The organism is Tenacibaculum maritimum NCIMB 2154 (genome assembly GCF_900119795.1).
In the GTDB taxonomy this organism is placed as follows: Bacteria; Bacteroidota; Bacteroidia; order Flavobacteriales; family Flavobacteriaceae; genus Polaribacter; species Polaribacter maritimus.
Map to the genome: position 1 here is coordinate 1338880 of NZ_LT634361.1, position 20244 is coordinate 1359123.

Below are 20244 nucleotides of genomic sequence, written 5' to 3' on the forward strand. Positions count from 1 at the left end.
TGAATTAAATTACAGATGGTTTTCTAAAACTTCATTGCTATTTTAAAATTAGCTACTCTTCCTGTCATATAGTTTGGAATACCAAATTGTTGTTTAGAATAGGCATCTCTAACCCAAGTATTTGTTATTGAATTACGGATATCAAAAATATTAAAAAGTTCCAGACCAATGGAGAGCTCTTTAAAACTTTTTAAAAAGCCAGTATTGTGCTGCTTATTAGCATCTGCTAAAATATACGATAAGCCTAAATCAGCTCTTTTATAATCATGTAACCTATTTTGAAATTGATAAGGATCTGCATAAGCAGGAGACCCTCCTGGAAGACCTGTATTGTACACAATATTTAGGTACGCTTTTAAGTCAGGCAAATTAGGTACGTAATCTTGAAATAAAACACCAAACTTTAAGCGTTGATCTGTAGGACGTGCAATATAACCTCGATGATTATTGTTTTCTTCGGTTTTTAGATAGCCAAAGCTTATCCAGCTATCATTCCCAGGTACAAACTCACCATTTAAACGAATGTCTAAACCATAAGCATATGCTTTAGAGGCATTGTTAGCTGCGTATCGAATTCGAACATTGTCCACTGTATATGAGTTTACGTTACTTAAATTTTTATAGTAAGCTTCGGTAACTAGTTTAAAAGGACGATTCCACATTGCGAAACTATATTCATTTCCTGCAACGATATGAATTGATTTTTGAGCTTTTACAGTTGGATTTACGCGACCATTATGATCTCTGAGCTCTTTATAAAAAGGAGCTTGAGAGTACCATCCGCCAGAAATTCGGAATAGCATATCTTTTTCCCAATCAGGTTTGATTGCAAATTGAGCCCTCGGACTAAAAATAAAATGACTTTTAGAAGGCGCATTTCGAGGTTTTACCAGCCAATTCTGCCCGCGAACGCCAAAATTAAACCATATTTGATGTTCCTTTAAATTTGATTTTCTGCTAAATTGAGCATATCCAGAAACTCTATTAATATCAATGTCATTTTCAGCTCTAATATTTTGAAAAGCTTCAATAGGGCCTGTAAAAGGGGTATATGGTTGGTTGTTGGAAATAGCATGATGCGGAGGTCTAATGGAAAAACCTACCGAGTCAATTATTTCCCATTCGCGTATTCTGTCTCTTATATTTTCTTTTTGATATTTGACACCAATGTTCCATTCATTATTATTTTTTTTAAAATTAGCTTTTAATTGTACATTGCTAATCAAAGCGTCTAAACTATTACGAGCGTGATTAATTTGAGAACCAATGCCTTGTGAAAACTCAACTTCTCCAAAATTTTCGGAACCAATGCTACTATCAACTTCTCCTAAATTATAAGAAGCAGAAATATCAAAAAACTCTTCTTCTTGGGTGTTAAAACTAGAAATAATTCCTGTAATTTTAAGGTTTTCATTTACTTGATAATCCGTTGAAAAAGCGCCAAAGAAAGTATGGTACCGGTTTTTCTCTTGACCTTGGTAAAAAACAATAAGCTCTAACGGATTGGCAATAGTACCAAAACGCGTTCTTCTTGTTAAAGGTTTATAGTTATAGTTGTTTAAAGAAAAATTACTTAGCAAGTTAAAGGTAAGTTTATCCTGATACTTGTAAGATAAAAATGCTTGTACATCAGTAAATCGAGGCCTGAAATTAACTTCTGTTTGTTTGCTATTAACAAATAAGCTATTGTCACGATAACGAACTCCTACAATTGCACTTAATTTTTTAGAGAGAAAAGTATCTTCTATTGTAAAACTTCCCCCAAGTAAACTCAAATTAATTCGACTACCAAATTTTTTAGGGTTGCGGTATGTTATATCTAAAACAGAAGAAAGTTTATCTCCATATTTAGCTTGGAATCCACCAGCAGAAAAGTTAATATTTTGTATCATATGAGAATTGATAAAGCTTAATCCTTCTTGCTGCCCAGAGCGAATTAAAAAAGGGCGATATATTTCAATACCATTGACATATACTAAATTTTCATCAAAATTTCCTCCTCGAACGTTATACTGCGTACTTAGCTCGTTGTTATTACTAACCCCAGGAAGTGTCATTAAAACATTTTCTACTCCAGCATTTGCGCCTACTAAAGCAGTTACTTTTTTAGTGTCTATTTTGGTAATTCCTTGTGCTTCCTTTTTTTGATTTTTTATGATAATTTCCTTTAACTCTTCATTTTTAATAATCAGGGTAGGAGAAAGCCTTACTGATCGAGCTCCTCTAACGGTTACTTTTTTAGAAAACGATTTATAAGAAATGTGCATAAAAGTAACGATTACCGTTTTTCCTATAGGAATATTTAATTCATAAAAGCCATCTTTATCAGTGGTGGTTCCTTTGTTTAGATAGGATACAGAAACTCCTTCAATAGGAAAATTAAATTTATTGATAACAGTTCCTTTTATAAAAGCTTTTTTTTGAGCGAATGTAACAAAAGGTAGTAAAATAAAAAAGAAGAGTGTTTTTTTCAAAATAGTAGTAGCTGTTCAGCTGTTTTTTTATATTGGGATTTATTTTCTGAAAAAAGTAGTGCTTACAGATTTTGTATTTCCTACTTTGTCAGAAACTACAAGTTTAAAGATATGTTTACTACCTACCAACTTTTTATCATTGAAATTATATGTTAAAATTCCTTTTTTATGATTAAACTCCATTAGTATCCATTTATTGTTTATTGTAGCGTTATAGTCTTTAATTCCTGAACCTTTATCGGAAATTTTAACCTTTAAGGTTTTTAATTTAGAAACCCATTGCCCATTTTTAAAGTTGATAAGTGAAATTTTAGGCGTATTAGTATCTGTTTTTAAAGTATAGTTACCAAGACTTTTTACGGTGGCATAAATTTTATTTTTATTTCTCTTAGTAGTTATATAACGAGGATATTTTATATTGTTAACGTTAGCAATGTATAATTGTTTTTGTTCTTTTTGAGGGTAACCAGAAATATCAAAAGATAACGTGTATTTCTTATCAAGAGGAATGCTAGGCTTGTGTACCTTGGCAATTCCATTTTCAACCCTAAAATCTAAGTAACAATCACTATAAAAAGTGTTTTTAGGAAAGGCTATAGAAACGTTTTTTTCTTGGAATTTATGAAAGTTTTTAGCAATGATTTTATAAGGGGTGGTGTCTTTTGCTTTGAATAGTAAGTTAGTGTTACTTCCAGTAACTGGTAACTTTAAGGTGGTACTATTGTTTTTAAAATCCTTAGCAATGATTTCTACTTGATAAGTATGACCATCTTTAATATCCATCATTCCGTTGTTAATTAAGTTTTCATAAATACTGAGTTTGTTCCCTTTAACTTTATATGTTTTCTGTATTCTACGTTTGTGTTTTTTATAATATTCGTAATCAATCAATAAATTGATATACTTGCTTTCAGCAAAAGAAAAGGTTTCAACATCATGATAGTAGATACGATTACCGTTTACTTTCATTTCTAAGCTATAGATACCATTTTTATTGCGAGCTTTATTTAACCTATCAAAAACAGATACTCCAAAGCCAATAGTGCCGCTAGCTGTTATCTTATCAGTATAATAGATACTGTCGTTAATTTTTTTTATAGGAAGGATTATTTTTTTAGAAGTTCTATTAACTCTAGCATTTTCATTCAAAGGAAATGCCAATAATCTTTTAAAAATAGGGTGGATACTATCAGGAGGAATCAACCCAAAATGCATGGGGTTTATGATATGTGCTGTTTTAGTATTTCTAATTTCATAATGTAAATGAGGCCCTCCTGAACTTCCTGTATCACCAGTATAACCAATTAGTTGCCCTTTTTTAATAGGAAATTGTTTAGGAGAAGGGAAAATATTTCCTGTAGCATAACTTTCTTTTTTGTATTGAATATCTTTTATATATTTTTGAATAGTATCAGCATAACTTTTTAAATGTGCATAAACTGTAGTATAGCCATTAGGGTGAGAAATATATAAAGCCTTTCCAAACCCCCATTGAGATACTTTAATTCTAGAAACGTATCCGTTTGCAGGAGCGTAAATTTTAATTCCCTCTTTTCCTTGGGTCTTAATATCTATACCAGAGTGGAAGTGATTATTTCTGAGTTCGCCAAAAGTGCCCGACAAAATAGTAGGGATTTTTAAAGGAGAATCAAAATAATTTTTAGGATAGCTTTCTTGTGAAAAGGAAAAAGGAGTAATAAATAAAACTAGAAAAACAAATAAATAGTACTTCAAACTTTAATAATTTTTAAGCTAAAATAGTAAAAATATATAAAAGCAATAGAAGCTTGCTATTCAAGCGTTTATTAAAAAGATGTGAAATAGTTGTTATATTTAAAACAGATTCTTAACTTTGTTGGCATAGTTTTATTCTTGTGTAATAGATGAGTAATACCTTAAAAGCGATTCATTTACTAGAAAATAAGTTGAAAGAATTATTGTCTAACTATGAATTTTTGAAAGAAGAAAATGAAGCTTTGCTTCAGAACAGTGGAAGGTTACAGCTATTATTACAAGAAAAAGAAGAAGAGTTAATAGAGCAACAAAAAAAGTATGATTTATTAAAAGTGGCGAAAACTATAGAGGGCAGTAAAGAAAATACAAAAGATACAAAACTAAAAATAAATACTTTAATTAGAGAGATTGATAAATGTATCATTCAATTGAAAGAGTAAGGTTCATTAAAAAGTGACAAAGCTAAAAGTAAATGTTGTAATTGCGGGAAGAACGTATCCTCTGAGTGTTAATACGATACAAGAAGAGGAAGGAATGCGCAAAGCGGCAAAAAACATTAACGAATTGATAGCAAAATTTGAACAAAATTATGCTGTTAATGACAAGCAAGATGTGTTAGCGATGTGTGCGTTGCAATTTGCATCAAAGTCAGAAATTTTATCATTAAAAAATGATGAGACAAATAATGAAACAACAAAAAAAATAAATGAGCTAACAGAATTAGTAGCATCTCATTTGTATTAAGTTCTTTAAAATAATAACAGTAGAAAATACACTGCCTACATTAGTAATTTGTTTGATAAACTCAACACTATTCTATTATGAAGGATGAGTCTTAATTGTAAAAGCGAGCCGTTAGTACTGAATTTTTTCAGTTTCTTGGATGGATACTTGACCAATTAGTTAATCCTATAAATGTCATATTGGAGTTTATAAAAACCAAGCTTATGTAGGCTTTTTTTATACACAAATTTAAATTATGGATGGAATGATACTACCTATATTATTAGGAGTTTTTATTGGATTAGCTATTGGATTTATAGTAGCTAAGTTTTTAGAGAAGACAAAAGCAAGCAAACTTATTGCGAGTACAAGAAAAGAAGCTGGAGCAATTATAAAGGAAGCAAAAGTAGAAGCTGAATCGATAAAAAAAGATAAAATTCTTCAAGCGAAAGAAAAGTTTATAGAATTAAAATCAGAGCATGAAAAAGTAATTCTTTCTAGAGAAAAGAAAATGGCGGATGTTGAAAAACGTATTAGAGATAAAGAGTCACAAGTATCTTCTGAATTAGATAGGAATAAAAAATTATCTAAATCTTTAGAAAATAAAGAGAATGACTTTAATTATAAATTAGAGTTTTTAGATAAGAAAGAATCTGAAATAGAAAAATTGCATAAAAGACATGTTGATATGCTAGAGCAAATTTCTGGTTTATCAGCAGATGAAGCAAAAACCGAATTAGTTGCTTCCTTAAAAGATGAGGCAAAAACGGATGCAATGGCTTTTATTCAAAACGCTATTGAAGAAGCAAAACTGACAGCTGAGCAGGAAGCTCGGAAGGTTATCTTAGGAACAATACAAAGAGTAGGGGTAGAGCAAGCTGTTGAAAATTGTGTATCAGTATTTAATTTGGAGTCTGATGATGTAAAAGGAAGAATTATTGGTAGAGAAGGTAGAAATATCAGGGCTTTAGAAGCTGCTACTGGGGTAGAAATAATAGTAGATGATACACCTGAAGCAATTATATTATCGTGTTTTGACCCAGTTCGTAGAGAGATAGCTCGTTTGGCAATGCATAAACTTGTTACGGATGGTAGAATTCATCCGGCAAGAATAGAAGAAATTGTTAAAAAGACAGAAAAACAGATTAATCAAGAAATTATAGAAGTAGGTAAGCGTACTGTAATTGATTTAGGAATTCATGGACTGCATCCAGAATTGGTAAAAACAGTAGGAAGGATGAAGTATCGTTCTTCTTATGGACAAAATTTATTACAACACTCTCGTGAAGTGGCAAATTTATGCGGAATCATGGCCGCTGAAATGGGCTTAAATGCGAAAGCAGCGAAAAGAGCAGGTTTACTGCATGATATAGGGAAAGTACCAGATACAGAAAGCGAATTACCACACGCATTATTAGGTATGCAGTGGGCAGAGAAACATGGAGAAAAACCGGATGTTTGTAATGCGATTGGGGCGCACCATGACGAAATAGAGATGAAGAGTTTAATAGCGCCAATAGTTCAGGTTTGCGATGCTATTTCAGGAGCTAGACCAGGAGCACGTCGTCAAGTTTTAGATTCATATATCCAACGATTAAAAGATCTAGAAGATATTGCATTTGGTTTTACGGGAGTTCAAAAAGCATATGCTATTCAAGCAGGTCGAGAATTGCGAGTAATGGTTGAAAGCGCAAAAGTAAATGATACAAAGGCAGCGGAACTTTCATTTAATATTTCTCAGAAAATACAAAATGATATGACTTATCCAGGACAGGTTAAGGTAACGGTAATTAGAGAAACAAGAGCTGTTAATGTTGCGAAGTAAGCAGTATTATAGAGTACAATAAAAAAGGGAGTGAACGAATGGGGTTCGCTCCCTTTTTTTATTTTTTTAAATACAGTACTCCTAGAATAGGACCTATCGCTAAGATTAGATAAGTGGTACTAGGAGGGGTTAATCCACTCATTTGCTGAATGAGTTGGAGACTGATTATTGTAAGTGAAAATCCGATACAGTTTACAATTGTGAGCGCGGTACCTTTTATTTCAGAAGGAACATTTTGTGCTACTAAGGTGGAAAATAAGGGAGAGTCGGCGATGACCACAATTCCCCAGAAAAACATATATAGAATAAAAAGATTTTTAGAGGCCACATTAAACATTAAAGGAGAAATAAGACAACATAAGCCAGAGAGAAGCAAAGTAATGCGGGCAGTTCTTTTGATGCCTATCAACTCGGCTAAGTAACCGCTAAAGATACAAGCAATACTTCCTACTCCTATAATTAAAAAAGATAGCAACGGGATGTTAGATATAGTTTTAGCGTGGATGCTTTGATAAGTGTTAAGCATTATAGGGATAAATGCCCAAAAAGCGTAAAGCTCCCACATATGGCCGAAATAACCAAAAGCAGCAGTCCTAAATTTTTTTACTTCGAAAACTTTAAAGAACGCGATTAAATTTAATTTTTGATTAGGTTTTCTATGCGGACCGTCAGGAACCATCAAGAGTATTAAACTCCCTCCGAATATGGCTAAAGAAGAAGTTGTTATTAGTATCAGTTTCCAAGAAATAGTATTCGTAACCCCTTTTAGTAAGTGTGGAAATGCAGTTCCTAGTACTAGTGCCCCTACAAGGAATCCAAGCGATCTTCCTAGTCCCTTCTGATAGTAATCTGATGCTATTTTCATTCCAACAGGATAAATTCCTGCGAGGAAAAAACCAGTAAAAAAGCGAAAGCTAATAATACTGGTCGAATAATTGCACTCTAATATCATTCCCAAATTAAAGAAGGAAGCCGAGACTGCACTAGCAAAAAAAACTTTCGAAGGAGAAAAACGATCAGAAATTGCTAGAATAGCAAAAATGAGCGTTCCAAGAATAAAGCCGAACTGTACAGCGGCAGTAAGATCTGCTGTAGCTCCTTTCGATAAATTAAAAGTGGTTGTGAGGTCTTCCATAATTCCATTGCCAGCAAACCAAAGAGAAGTGCAGCAAAATTGGGAAAGTATAATGATAGGCAGTATTGATTTAGAAGAATTCACTTATTGTTGTTTTGTATAAATAAATGCTTAGTCGAGATTATCAAGGAACAATTTCTTTAGTTAATAATAAAATAGCATTGTCAATTTCTTCTTTAGAAGTATTTTTTCCTACAGAAAATCGAAAAGTGCCCTTTGCATATGTAAAATCACATAGCGTAGCTTTTAAGATAGGGGATACGTTTGCGCTTCCTGCATGGCATGCAGATCCTGAGGAGAGTGCCAGTTTATCTTTAAGCTTATGAATGATTGTGTTTGAATTACAATTTTTAAAGCTGATATTAAGAGTGTTAGGGAGGGTTTTAGTTAAGTTGCTATTAACAATTGATTTTACCTTTAATAGAGTTAATTTTTTTAATAAGTAATTCCTAATACTTTCCATGTGCTTTTTGTTTTCATGGAGCTTCTCAGTAGCTAATTGTGCGGCAGCTCCTAACCCAACAATAAGCATTGTACTTTCTGTTCCAGGACGTTTATTATACTCGTGTTTTGCGCCATGCATTAATTTATTTATAGGGGTACCTTTTTTGATATATAAGGCTCCAATTCCTTTAGGGGCATATACTTTATGACCAGCGAGAGTAAGTAAATTTACATTTAATTCTTTCACATCGACTTTTATTTTTCCAAAGCTTTGAGAAGCGTCTGTGTGGAGGGGTATGCCATGCTCTTTTGCAATCATACCAATTTTCTCTATAGGCTGAATGCTTCCAGTTTCGTTATTTGCATGCATGATAGTGATTAGAATAGTTTTTGAAGAAATGGTATTTTTTAAATCATTAAGGTCTATAATTCCATCTTTGTTAACATTCAGGTAAGTGATTTTGAAACCTTGAGACTCCAAATATTTACAAACTTCTATGACGGCAGGATGTTCTATTGATGAAGTGATGATATGATTCCCCTTGTTTTTTAGAGACATTGCAGTTCCAATAATAGCGTGATTATTAGATTCTGTACCTCCGCTGGTAAATATGATTTCATTAGTAGAGCATCCTATTGAGTTAGCTACCTGCATACGAGCTTTTTCGATAGCGTCTTTTGCCTTTTGTCCTTCTTTATGGATGCTAGAAGGGTTTCCATAATGATTTGTAAGAAAAGGAAGCATTGCATTGATAACTTTAGGATCATTTGGAGTTGAAGCATTATAGTCGAGATAAATAAAGGAATCTTTCATTAGGTCATTCTTATTTTTATGATGATAGCAGATAATAATGTTAAAATACCTATAGCAATAATAGTGATATCCACTTTAAAGAAATGTGTTATAAGGATAGTTAATAACGCACCAAATGCATAACCTAAATCTCTCCATAGCCTAAAAACACCAATGCTTTGAGCTCTTTGTTTAGGAGTTGTAAAACTAGCGATAGCAGATAAAAAAGTAGGATATACAATGGCTGTACCAGCACCTAAACCAGCAGACAATATAATGAATTGTATATAGTTAGTAGCCCAAAACATGGCAAGTAGGGAGATTCCTTGCAGTGCCATACCTATAAATAACATTGTTTTTTTGTTGTGATGATCAGATAGTTTTCCTGTAATTAATTGTCCGATCCCCCATATAGCAGGGTAAGTTGCTACGATAATGGCAATATCTTTTAGAGAAAATCCTCTATTAGCCAAGATAACAGGTAGTATTCCCCAAATCATACCATCGTTAAGGTTGTTGATAAAGCCTGCTTGAGAAATAGCACCTAAATTATTGTTTTTCCAAGTAGTTTCCCAAAAGATATTATGAAGTGGCGTATTTTTATTATCATTGGATTCCGTAGCTACGTGTCTTGCAGTGTCTTTGATAAAGAAGACGCTTAAGAATAAGCCTAGTATGACAAAGAGAATTCCTTGGTAGAAAGGATACGGGCGCAATCCGTATTCAGAAGCAATCCAGCCTGTAGTAAAGGCAACTAGAGCAATAGAAAAATAACCGAAAGATTCGTTAAGTCCCATTGCAAACCCTCTATGCTTTTCTCCAACCAAATCAATTTTCATTACCACAGTGCTTGACCAAGCTAAACCCTGATTAATTCCAAGTAGTAAATTTGCAAAAATAATCCAATTCCAATGTTGTGCATACATTAAGATAAATGGAATAGGAATTGCTATCAGCCATCCTATAATTAATAGATTTTTACGTCCCACACTATTAGCAAGCATTCCTGTAAAGTAGTTGGCAATAGCTTTTGTGAGTCCAAAAACAATAATAAAAGAGAATATAGCTGAAGTAGAAACAATCAAAAATTCTTCTTCTGCTAATTTTGGGAGTATGGTACGTTCCAGTCCTACCATACCTCCAACAAAAGCATTAATTATTAATAATAATGTAAATTGTTTCCAGTTTTCTTTTAAGCCTAGTTGTATAGTTTTATTTTCCATTTTTTTAAGATATAGCACAGCGATTAGCACCAGCTTCTAGTTCTGTTAAGTTTATATGATTGGCGTTTCCTGCTAAATTTAGGGAAACTATTTCTTCGTAATTAGGTGGTGTTTCGGGTATTTTTTGCAATAAATTAGAGATAAATTCCTGTTCATTAAGCTGAAGCATATGAACTTCTTTTTTTATGTTTTTTAAGCTTTTACTAATAATTTCATTGTTAAAGGGGATAGGTGCACTGATATGACCAGGATAAACCATTGTTAAAGCATCAAGAGTAAATAGGTTTTGAAGAGATTCATATAAAGATTTAGCTTTTAATTTAGAGATAGCAGTTGTAGCTTTTAAATCGGGTCTTCCAACTCCATCTACAAACAAGGTATCACCTGAGAATAAACTTTCTTCATTTAATAAGTAAGAAAAACTTTCAGGAGTGTGGCCAGGTGTATGAATTGCTTTTAATTTAGCATTCCCAAATTTAATAATATCTCCATTGCTAACTTCGTTAAATTTGTAGCTTACAAGCTGTTGTTTTGGGAGTAATAAAGTCGCTTTTATAAGGTTCGCTAATGCATTGCTTCTAGAGAAATGATCTGCATGGATGTGAGTATCAATTACGTACTTGATTTTCCAACTATTTGAGGAAGCAATTGCTATGTAAATGTCGGGTTTTAAAGAAGCATCTATGACAATGGCTTCCCCATTGTTTTCTAAAATATAAGATAAGCATCCTTTTCCTGCCCTTCGGACTTGGATGATATTGGTTTTCGAAGAGTCTGCTATTTGAGCGGTATTCCAGGCAGCAGTCCATTCGCGCATACCTCCATCTAGTGAATAAGCTTCCATTCCTTTATCTCGCAGCTGTTCTGTTGCAATTAAACTTGTTTTTCCTGCTGCACAAAGTGTTACTATAGGAATATCTTTGGAAAGATTTAAATGAGAAAAAAGATTTTTTCTACCAGCTTTTAAATCAGTATATACATCTACAAATATGCTTTCAGGGATGCTCCATTCTTCTCGTTCTTCTTTAGTGCGTACGTCTAGTATTTGAACAGGCAATTTTTTTTCTAGTAAAATTCTAAGCTCTTCAACCTTAATAGTATTTTTATTTTTTAAGTCCATTTTTATATTTATTTAACAGGTAATCCTTTTTGTTTCCAATCTAAAACTTCCTCTTCCAATCGTATTGCATCATAACCATTTTCTTTTAAAAAATGCACAGCTTCATCGGCAAATAAGCATAAAGGCCCTCTACAGTAAACAACTATCTGTTTGTTTTTGGGAAGTTGATGGAGTTCTTTTTTTAATTCTGTAATGGGAATCGAATTTGCATTTGCAATGGCCTCCTTTCGGAATTCTCTTTCAGGACGAACGTCTAGAAAATATAGATCATTTAATATATTTTTCTCTACAATTTCATCAGCAGTTATTGAAGGGCTTTCTGAAAAAGTAGTTGTTCTAAAGTTTTTTAAAATGGTTTGAATCTCTGAATTGTTTTCCAAACTAAACGTTTGTAAAGCATTCCAAAGGGTATATACATTTTTATTACTTAAAGAATAAATAACATAATGTCCTTTTTTTGAAGTTTTTAATAACTTAACCTTTTTTAATACCTGCAAATGCTGAGAAGCATTGGCTATGGAGGCGTTAATTTCAGTAGCAATTTGCTCTACAGAGTAGTCATCTTGAGAAATTAAATTGAGTATTCTTAATCTATGAGGGTTGGACAGTGCTTTCCCTACATTTGAAATTTCTTGGTAAATGCTACTTTTAAACTCGTGTTTATTCATGCCTATATTCAATTATTCAATAAATATATTGAATAATTGAATATGTACGAAGGTTATTTAAAAAAAAGAGAAAATAATTTTTGAAATATTTGAGAAAAAAGAAGAAATATAGGTGTATCAATTTCATAAACAGTAATTTAATGAGCGCTTTTATTTTTTATAGATTGTGAGCGTAATAAAGAGTAGATTTTGAGACCAGCAGCTCTTTATATATGACGAACAACTAAATTATATATAAAACAATGCTAAATGTAATAGTGAGTTATATAGCTAGGTATATAGAGCTTAATAAAGAAGAAATTGAGGTTATAAAAGATTTAATTAGAATTGAAGTGTTTAAAAAAGGAACTCTTCTGCTAAAGAAAGGAGAGGTGGCAGAATCATATTATTTTAATGTAAAAGGTTGTATTCGGTTGTATTACATGGTAAATGGAGAAGAGAAGACTACTTTTTTTTATACAGAAAATCAATTTGTAAGTTCTATTAAAAGCTTTACAAGGCAAGTTCCTTCTAATCATTTTTTTGAATGCGAGGAAGATTGCATATTGGGAGTTTTATCATATGAAGCAGAAAAAAAATTATTAAGAAAGTTTCCGAAATTTGAACAGTTGTATAAAGTAATTTTAGAAGAACAATTGAGTCATTATCAAGAGGTATTGTCATCTTTTATTACTACTAAGCCAGAGGAAAGGTATAAAAGTTTTTTAAAATCGCATCCAGCATTGGTGCAAAGAATTCCTCAGTACAAATTAGCTTCTTATTTAGGAATTGCACCAGAATCATTAAGTAGAATCAAAAGAAGGATAGCGGAACAAAATAGTAGTAAGGATGTTTAAGTTTGTTTGTTTTTTACTATAGTGTTTAAAAAGGAAATGAGAGTAGGGTTTCTGTTTTCTTTACTCCATACGATAGATAGTATAGTTTGGTGTGGAACATTTTTGAGCTCAATAAACTTAATGTCCATATTATAGCCAACCAATAGAGATTTAGGAACTATGGAAATTCCTAAGTTATTTTCTACTAGTCTATATATTGAGCTAGCGTGTATTGTGTTATGAGAAATAATAGGAGTGAATCCGCTATCATTAAATATTTTCATAACTCTTTCATAATAAGAGGGGTTGTAAGAAGGATCGAACATGATAAATGAATCTTCCTTTAGTTGGCTAATGTTTTTAAAGTTAACTGCATTTATAGGATGATTTTTAGGAAGTACTAAGCAAAAGTTTTCTTTTAAAATAGGAATTCCTTCTAAGTTTTTAGGGGCTCGATCTAATCGTACGAAGCCAATATCAATTTCTTTGGATAGTAGTTTGCTGATCTGTTTGCGATTGTCCATTTCTCTTAAGTTAAAAATGATGGAAGGATGCTCTTTTTTAAATTTTAAAAGTAGCTCAGGAATTAACTGTTGCATGGCAGAACCTACATAGCCTAAGTTTAAATTGCCATGGATGCCTTTGTGAAGTAGTTTGGCGTGATTGATGATATGATCTAAGTCTTTTAAGTGACGTGTAATTTCGTATTTGAGGTATGTTCCAGCTTTGGTTAATTCTACTTTTCTGTTGTGGCGCTCGAAAAGTTGTATGCCTAAATTGTCTTCTAATTGTTTAATTTGTCTGCTTAACCCTGGTTGCGATATATAGAGGGTTTCGGCAGCTTTTCTGTAATGTAAACTTTCTGCAACTGCTAAAAAATATTTAAGATGTCTTAATTCTAATTGATAACTTATGGGTATCATATAATAATGTTATTGGTATTGTTAAGCATCAAAAATAAAGATAACTTTGATAAAAATAAAATTGAAGGATATGTTTAAATACGGAATAGAGCAATTAACTGTAGATAGGGTAATAGCACTTTCAGAAGGAAGTTTGAAAGGGGTATTAGTAAGTGAAGCTATTATTAATATAGAAAAATGCAGAGGAAAGGTAGTTAGCATGGCTAATGGAGATAAGGCTGTTTATGGAATTAATACTGGTTTCGGGCCTTTATGTGATGTACAGATAACTCCTGAGGAGACAAGTAAATTACAGGAAAATTTACTAATTACGCATGCTGTAGGAGTAGGGATGCCTATTGATAAGCGATTATCTAAAATAATGATGATTTGTAAAGTTCACGCTCTTTGTCAAGGGTTTTCAGGAGTTCGTTTAGAGTTGATACAGCGTATTTTGTATTTTATTGAGAATGATATATTACCTGTTGTGCCAGAGCAAGGTTCAGTGGGGGCTTCGGGAGATTTAGCTCCTTTGTCTCATTTATTTTTACCTCTTTTAGGAGAAGGAGAATTTTGGGTGGGAGATAAGGTAGTAAAGGCGCAAGAAGTTTTAGAAGAACATGGCTTAGCTCCACTTCAACTAGAAGCAAAAGAAGGTTTAGGGTTGATAAATGGAACTCAATTCATTTTAGCACACGCAATTGTAGGCTTGAAAAAAATGGAGTATTTGTTAGGTTTAGCAGACCTTTCAGGGGCAATGAGTTTGGAAGGTTTCCAAGGGAGCGTTTCTCCTTTTAAAGAAGCATTGCATCGCATACGCCCATTTAAAGGAAATTTAAAAGTAGCTGAAAGAATGCGTATGCTATTGGAAGGCTCTCAAAATGTTGAGAATCATGCTGGCTGCGATCGTGTTCAAGATCCGTATTCGATGCGATGTATTCCACAGGTGCACGGAGCTTCTAGGAATGCGTATTATCATTTAAAAGAATTGGCAGAAATAGAGATGAATGCAGTAACGGATAATCCAATTGTATTGAGTGAAACAGAAGCTATTTCTGGAGGTAATTTCCATGGACAACCTTTAGCAATGGCTTTGGATTACGGAGCAATAGCGGCTTCTGAATTAGGAAATATAGCGGACAGACGTTGCTATTTACTGTTAGAGGGAAAATATGGATTGCCTCGTTTACTAACAGAAGCAGGAGGTTTAAACTCTGGGTTTATGATACCTCAATATACTACGGCAGCTTTAGTTACAGAAAACAAGTCTTTGTGTTTTCCTCCTTCGGCAGATAGTGTTCCTACATCATTAGGACAAGAGGATCATGTGTCTATGGGAAGTATTTCAGGGCGTAAATTCAATCAAATTTTAGGGAATGTGGAAAAAATATTAGCTATAGAATTGATGTATGCTGCTCAAGCAATGGAGTTTAGGAGACCTAATACTTTTTCTGAGATAATAGAAGATAATTTTAAAATTATTAGAGCTAAAGTAGCTAAGTTAGAGGAGGATAGAGTTTTGAAAGACGATATCAATCAGCTAGTAGAAATGGTAAAAGAGCAAGTTTTTATTGTGAATAAATAAAATATGATGATGACTTTTAAAGAAAATATACTTCAAGGAATTCCAACTGAATTACCTGTTAAAAAAGAATACCCAAAGGGAGCAAACAGGGCTCCTAAGAGAAAAGACATATTGTCTAATAAAGAGAAGCAATTGGCTATTAGAAATGCTCTTCGATATTTTCCTAAAAAATGGCATGAAGAGTTAGCAGCGGAATTTGCTGACGAATTACAAAAATTTGGTCGTATATATATGTACCGATTCAAACCGTCATATAAGATGTATGCCAGAGATATTGCTGAATATCCTGCGTTATCAACTCAAGCGGCGGCTATTATGCTGATGATTCAGAATAACTTAGACCCAGCAGTGGCACAACATCCAGAAGAATTGATAACTTATGGGGGGAATGGAGCTGTATTTCAAAACTGGGCACAATATTTATTAACAATGCAATATTTAGCAACAATGACGGATGAGCAAACATTGCATATGTACTCAGGGCATCCAATGGGATTGTTTCCGTCTTCTAAAAATGCGCCGAGAGTTATTGTTACTAATGGGATGGTAATTCCGAATTATTCCCAACCAGATGATTGGGAAAAACTAAATGCTTTAGGAGTATCTCAATATGGACAAATGACCGCGGGATCTTTTATGTATATTGGTCCTCAGGGAATTGTTCATGGAACTACGATAACTGTTATGAATGCTTTTCGTAAAATATTAGATAAAGAAGATACTCCAGCAGGGAAGATATTTTTAACAGCAGGATTAGGAGGTATGAGTGGAGCTCAGCCTAAAGCGGGGAATATAGCTGGCTGTATAACAGTTTGTGCCGAGGTGAATGCAAAAGCAGCAGAAAAAAGACATGAGCAAGGTTGGGTAGATGTGCTAGTGAATGATATTACTGATTTAGTGAAAAGAGTACGAGAAGCTCAGGAAGCAAAAGAAGTGGCTTCTATAGCTTATATTGGAAATGTTGTAGAGGTATGGGAGCGTTTTTATGAAGAAGATATTTTTATCCATGTCGGTTCAGATCAAACGTCGTTGCACATTCCTTGGACAGGAGGATATTACCCTGTAGGAATTTCTTATGAAGAATCTAATAGATTGATTAGAGAAGAACCTTTGGTTTTTAAAGAAAAAGTGCAAGAAACTTTAAGAAGACATGCTACTGCTATAAATAAACATACAGAAAAAGGAACTTATTTCTTTGATTACGGGAATGCTTTTTTACTAGAATCCTCAAGAGCAGGAGGAGATGTTATGGCTTCTAATGAGATAGATTTTAAGTATCCTTCTTATGTTCAAGATATTTTAGGTCCCATGTGTTTTGATTATGGTTTTGGACCATTTCGCTGGGTGTGTGCTTCTGGAAAACCAGAAGATTTAGATACAACAGATGAAATTGCAGCTACTGTTTTGCAAGAAATTATGGAAAATTCTCCAGAAGAGATTCAATTACAGATGCAAGATAACATTACTTGGATAAAAGATGCTAAAAAAAATAAAATGGTAGTAGGGTCACAAGCTCGTATTTTATATGCAGATGCAGAAGGACGCTCTAAAATAGCAGCAGCTTTCAATAAGGCGATAGCAGCAGGAAAAATAGGACCTGTTGTATTAGGAAGAGACCATCACGATGTGAGCGGAACAGATTCTCCATATAGAGAAACTTCTAATATTTACGATGGAAGTAAGTTTACTGCAGATATGGCAATACATAATGTTATTGGTGATAGTTTTAGGGGAGCTACTTGGGTTTCTATTCATAATGGAGGAGGTGTAGGATGGGGAGAAGTAATGAATGGAGGTTTTGGAATGCTTTTAGATGGTAGCTCAGAAGCTGATATTCGCTTAAAAAGTATGCTGTTTTATGATGTGAATAACGGGATAGCTAGGCGTAGTTGGGCAAGGAATAAGGAGGCGTTATTTGCTATAAAACGAGAAATGGAGCGTACGCCGAGTTTAAAGGTCACTATTCCCAATCTAGTGGAAGATGATTTGTTAGAAAAGTTATTTTAAAGCGGCTTAAATAAATAGATGAAAAGGGCTCAGGCATTTATGTCTGAGTCTTTTTTTGTTGCATTTGTAATGGAGCGTTTGATTTTAGTAAGAATTAAAGGACTTAAAGTTAAGCTTAAAAGAAAAGAGGAGATGCAGGCAACAATGATATTACCATATTGATTTAGGTTAAATTCGTTGAAAAATCTTAGGAATAGGATTCCGAAGGTGAGGCCAAATACGAGTGCCCAATAGCTTAGGGAGTTCTTTTTACCATTTATTTTTGAGCTAGGGAGCTTATAGATGGCGTAGGTAATTATGATTGCTCCGATTATGGTAGAGGTGTGTTGTAGTATTTTAAAGGCAAAAACTCTTTGATTAAAAAAGTAGATTGGATTTCTTAATATGGAAATTTTTTCAACGAAATATCCATTCTGATGCGTAAAGTTATCCCAAAAAATATGTGATACAGTCCCTATTAATATGGAGGTAGTTACAATGGGTCAATTTTTTATAAAGTAGTGATTCCAATTGAATTTTTTAAAAGACGAAAACTTTGACTTGAAGTAATGAGGTAGGTTATTGAATAAATCGTTTTTGATAATATTGTGGAATATAAAAGAAAGGGTTATTCCTAGAGGTAAATTAAATCCTAAAAGACCAATTAAAGTATGGCTAAAAGTACTCTTTATTTCCATTCTTATAAAATACTCAAAATCGGGGGTTAAGCTTCCTATAACAAGTCCTGTTAATGAAAACCATTTTTTAGGAAGGTAAGTAAAGAGTAATATGATAGATGGGTGGGAGAATGTAAAAGGCATTTTGATGGGATGTAGATTTTATTAGACTAGATAGAAATTCTTTGTTTTTTATACATAAAATAAAAAAAACGAAATTAAAGAAAATATACTATTTTAAATATTATATAGTCAGAAAGGGAGGGGGAGATGCTATTAAGGTATAAGGAAGTCGTATTTTAATTATTTTACAAGTGTTTTCAATAACTAAAAAAATGGATGTGTTTCATAATTAACAGAGTAAGAATGGGTTTGTAAGCACTATAAAAAAATGTGTTTATGAGATAAATATTATTGATGGAAATTCTTAATTGTAGGTAGCTTAAAAGAGTAGTTTTGCAGCCCTAAAATAATTATAAACAATGAAAAAATTAGTACTATTATTATCTGTAATTTCTTTTTTTAATTGCAGTGATAACACGTTAGAGCAATTTGAAGAGCTTGAAAGACAAAATGATGTTAAACAAGTAGCGATGGTTTCCCAAGTTGAAGGAAGAACTTCGGTAGATGATGTAGATGAGGTAGCTGTATGGGATATTTTGAGGTATAAATTCGAAATGGATTTACCATTGGTGTTTTCTAAATTAGATGAATCGGGGTGGATTTCTCATTTTGTTCAAGATAGAGTTGTTAGCATTAATGATTATACATCAGAAGAAGAAAAGATTACTACTTTTTACACGGGAGGTTTCTTTGGATCTGTTTGGAATACAAAGTTGCCGGCGTCTATTTTAGCAAAAGTCTTTTTTAGAAGGTTAAAATCATCAGGCTATCTTTATACAAGGGTTAAGTTATTAGGAATAACTATAAAAGATGCGAATCATGTAGATGCTCAAATTTTCTTTGAAAGATTTAATACATCTAGAGAATTAATGTCAACATCTTACGGTTTGTATAAGTTAGAAAATGTAGAAGGAGAATGGGGGATTTCAGAAATGAATCTTTATCCTAATACAGATGAAACAAGAGCATTTTTTAGCACGATGAAAACATTTAAAGGTCTTTATTAGTATTTATTTAGACACATTAAAAAGCTCACTTAATCAGTGAGCTTTTTTTTGTTATTATAGATAGTTTTCACTCGAATTACCTAAGGTAGCAAGTTAATAAAACTTAAGTAGAGTGAATGGAGCTTTGCTATTAAATTTCAAACGCTTATACTGTTTTAGAATTTAGATGGCTACCTATTAGCGTTTTTCTTATTATAGATTGACCCTAATTGTTGCGTAACTCTAACTTTTGAGAATGCTTCTTTATTTTGTAACAGGTTAAGAATTTTATCCATAAAAAAATGCGTCTTAAGACGCATTTTTTTAATTTGATTACTTTGTAGCGAGGAGCAGATTTGAACTGCCGACCTCAGGGTTATGAATCCTGCGCTCTAACCAACTGAGCTACCTCGCCTAATTCCGGGTGCAAATATAACACCTTTTTCGTTTTCTGCAATATTTTTTTTAATTTTTTTTAAAAGAATATTTGCCTATATTGGCATCAATTATGTTATAATTTAAATTCTAAAATTGGTTTTAAATTAAAATACTGAAAAGCAATTTGTTATGATAAAGAAGTGATTGTTTTTTTATAAAAGTAGAAGATAAAATGAGTAAAGTTAAATTTGAATTAGAGTTTCCTATACATGCGTCGCCAAGTATGTTGTATCAATATTTTGCTACTCCAGCAGGTTTGGAAGAGTGGTTTGCTGATAAAGTAAACTCTAGAGGAAAGCAGATATCATTCTTTTGGGATGGAACGGAAGAAGAAGCTAAGATTTTGGTGAATAAAAGTGATGAAAGAATAAAGTTTAAGTGGGCAGAGAGCGAAGGAGACGAAAGTTATTTTGAATTTCGAATTCAAGTAGATGCATTAACGAAAGATGTTTCTTTGATGGTTACCGATTTTGCAGATAGCGAAGATGATTTAGAAGAATCAAAGATGTTGTGGGAAAATCAAATAGATGAATTGAAGCATACTATAGGCGCATAACAATAAAATGAATTAATCTGGAGAACCATCAAATTTT

16 protein-coding genes, 1 tRNA gene and 1 pseudogene are annotated in these 20244 nt (G+C 32.8%); 8 read left to right on the plus strand and 10 right to left on the minus strand.

Annotated elements, in window-relative coordinates; genetic code table 11:
• Window positions 1-23 precede the first annotated feature (23 nt).
• Window positions 24-2474: a TonB-dependent receptor gene (locus MARIT_RS06170; protein WP_024741206.1), complete on the minus strand. Its 2451-nt coding sequence runs from the start codon at window positions 2472-2474 to the stop codon at window positions 24-26.
• Between the two features lie 39 nt (window positions 2475-2513).
• Window positions 2514-4208, minus strand: a complete 1695-nt coding sequence (locus MARIT_RS06175) for a M23 family metallopeptidase (RefSeq protein ID WP_100211062.1) — start codon at window positions 4206-4208, stop codon at window positions 2514-2516.
• Between the two features lie 149 nt (window positions 4209-4357).
• Between MARIT_RS06175 and MARIT_RS06180 the strand changes: the two genes are divergently transcribed.
• From MARIT_RS06180 to rny, 3 genes are all read left to right on the plus strand, one after another.
• Window positions 4358-4648 (plus strand): hypothetical protein, encoded by a 291-nt coding sequence (locus tag MARIT_RS06180; RefSeq protein ID WP_024741204.1) that lies wholly within the window; start codon window positions 4358-4360, stop codon window positions 4646-4648.
• Between the two features lie 13 nt (window positions 4649-4661).
• Window positions 4662-4952, plus strand: coding sequence for a cell division protein ZapA (locus MARIT_RS06185; protein ID WP_024741203.1), 291 nt, complete (start codon window positions 4662-4664; stop codon window positions 4950-4952).
• 235 nt (window positions 4953-5187) lie between these two features.
• Entirely contained in the window at window positions 5188-6756 is a 1569-nt protein-coding gene (gene rny / locus MARIT_RS06190; protein WP_024741202.1) for a ribonuclease Y, read from the plus strand.
• A gap of 58 nt (window positions 6757-6814) precedes the next feature.
• Here the strand turns inward: rny and MARIT_RS06195 are convergent, their stop codons facing one another.
• The 5 genes from MARIT_RS06195 to MARIT_RS06215 are packed head-to-tail and all read right to left on the minus strand — an operon-like array spanning window position 6815 to window position 12139.
• A complete protein-coding gene (locus MARIT_RS06195; RefSeq protein ID WP_100211063.1) occupies window positions 6815-7975 on the minus strand; it encodes an MFS transporter in 1161 nt (386 codons plus the stop codon).
• 40 nt (window positions 7976-8015) lie between these two features.
• On the minus strand, window positions 8016-9149 hold the full coding sequence (locus MARIT_RS06200; RefSeq protein WP_100211064.1) for a cysteine desulfurase family protein: 1134 nt from the start codon (window positions 9147-9149) through the stop codon (window positions 8016-8018).
• Window positions 9149-10351: an MFS transporter gene (locus tag MARIT_RS06205; protein ID WP_100211065.1), complete on the minus strand. Its 1203-nt coding sequence runs from the start codon at window positions 10349-10351 to the stop codon at window positions 9149-9151. Before MARIT_RS06205 ends, MARIT_RS06200 begins: the two co-directional genes overlap by 1 nt.
• A 4-nt stretch (window positions 10352-10355) precedes the next feature.
• Window positions 10356-11471, minus strand: a complete 1116-nt coding sequence (locus MARIT_RS06210; RefSeq protein WP_100211066.1) for an MBL fold metallo-hydrolase — start codon at window positions 11469-11471, stop codon at window positions 10356-10358.
• 8 nt (window positions 11472-11479) lie between these two features.
• A complete protein-coding gene (locus MARIT_RS06215) occupies window positions 11480-12139 on the minus strand; it encodes an ArsR/SmtB family transcription factor (RefSeq protein WP_024741199.1) in 660 nt (219 codons plus the stop codon).
• Window positions 12140-12381: 242 nt separating this feature from the next.
• Between MARIT_RS06215 and MARIT_RS06220 the strand changes: the two genes are divergently transcribed.
• Window positions 12382-12975 (plus strand): Crp/Fnr family transcriptional regulator, encoded by a 594-nt coding sequence (locus MARIT_RS06220; protein WP_100211067.1) that lies wholly within the window; start codon window positions 12382-12384, stop codon window positions 12973-12975.
• Here MARIT_RS06220 and MARIT_RS06225 read toward each other — a convergent pair.
• A complete protein-coding gene (locus tag MARIT_RS06225) occupies window positions 12972-13877 on the minus strand; it encodes a LysR substrate-binding domain-containing protein (protein WP_231975202.1) in 906 nt (301 codons plus the stop codon). The genes MARIT_RS06220 and MARIT_RS06225 overlap by 4 nt on opposite strands.
• Window positions 13878-13947: 70 nt before the next feature.
• Here MARIT_RS06225 and hutH point away from each other — a divergent pair, with 70 nt between their 5' ends.
• A complete protein-coding gene (gene hutH / locus MARIT_RS06230) occupies window positions 13948-15441 on the plus strand; it encodes a histidine ammonia-lyase (RefSeq protein ID WP_024741196.1) in 1494 nt (497 codons plus the stop codon).
• Between the two features lie 9 nt (window positions 15442-15450).
• Window positions 15451-17448 carry a urocanate hydratase gene (locus MARIT_RS06235; RefSeq protein ID WP_024741195.1) on the plus strand — a complete coding sequence of 666 codons (1998 nt, stop codon included), beginning with the start codon at window positions 15451-15453 and terminating at the stop codon, window positions 17446-17448.
• A 29-nt stretch (window positions 17449-17477) separates the two neighbouring features.
• On the opposite strand, the pseudogene MARIT_RS06240 reads toward MARIT_RS06235, so the two are convergent.
• Window positions 17478-18248: pseudogene (locus MARIT_RS06240) on the minus strand (DUF4184 family protein).
• Between the two features lie 338 nt (window positions 18249-18586).
• Between MARIT_RS06240 and MARIT_RS06245 the strand changes: the two are divergent.
• Window positions 18587-19234: a hypothetical protein gene (locus tag MARIT_RS06245; protein ID WP_024741193.1), complete on the plus strand. Its 648-nt coding sequence runs from the start codon at window positions 18587-18589 to the stop codon at window positions 19232-19234.
• 320 nt (window positions 19235-19554) lie between these two features.
• Here MARIT_RS06245 and MARIT_RS06250 read toward each other — a convergent pair.
• Window positions 19555-19628 (minus strand) — tRNA-Met (locus MARIT_RS06250).
• Between the two features lie 195 nt (window positions 19629-19823).
• Here MARIT_RS06250 and MARIT_RS06255 point away from each other — a divergent pair.
• The gene (locus tag MARIT_RS06255) at window positions 19824-20207 is read left to right on the plus strand and encodes an START-like domain-containing protein (RefSeq protein WP_024741192.1); all 384 of its coding nucleotides are present in this window, start codon (window positions 19824-19826) and stop codon (window positions 20205-20207) included.
• Window positions 20208-20244 lie beyond the last annotated feature (37 nt).